Source organism: Secundilactobacillus mixtipabuli (assembly GCF_002217925.1).
GTDB lineage: Bacteria > Bacillota > Bacilli > Lactobacillales > Lactobacillaceae > Secundilactobacillus > Secundilactobacillus mixtipabuli.
Genome location: NZ_BCMF01000039.1, coordinates 1 through 265, shown reverse-complemented (window position 1 = coordinate 265; position 265 = coordinate 1). Strand labels below are relative to the sequence as shown.

The window sequence follows — 265 nt, the reverse complement described above, 5'->3', positions numbered from 1 at the left end:
ATCCATCATTTCAAAACTCATGGTCTCATCAGCGTTGTTAGTCGTTTTAATCTCATCCAGCAAAAGTACTTCTGGTAAGTGCTGCCAATTGGGTTCGAAGTAAGTTTCGGACTGCATTAACATACGGGTAACAAAGCTAGCAGAAGTCGCCAATTCGTTAGCGAGATGTTTTAGTGAGACCGGCTCTGCGAGTCGTTCTAAGCATTCTTGGCGGGTGGAACTGGAAATTGAACAGTGCTTTGGCACTAAACTGGTTTGAGCCAAG

Annotated in this window: 1 pseudogene; it reads right to left on the bottom strand. The window is 44.5% G+C overall.

What is annotated here, in order from left to right:
* A pseudogene (locus IWT5_RS12260) lies at nt 1-265 on the bottom strand (ISL3 family transposase); the annotation flags it as partial.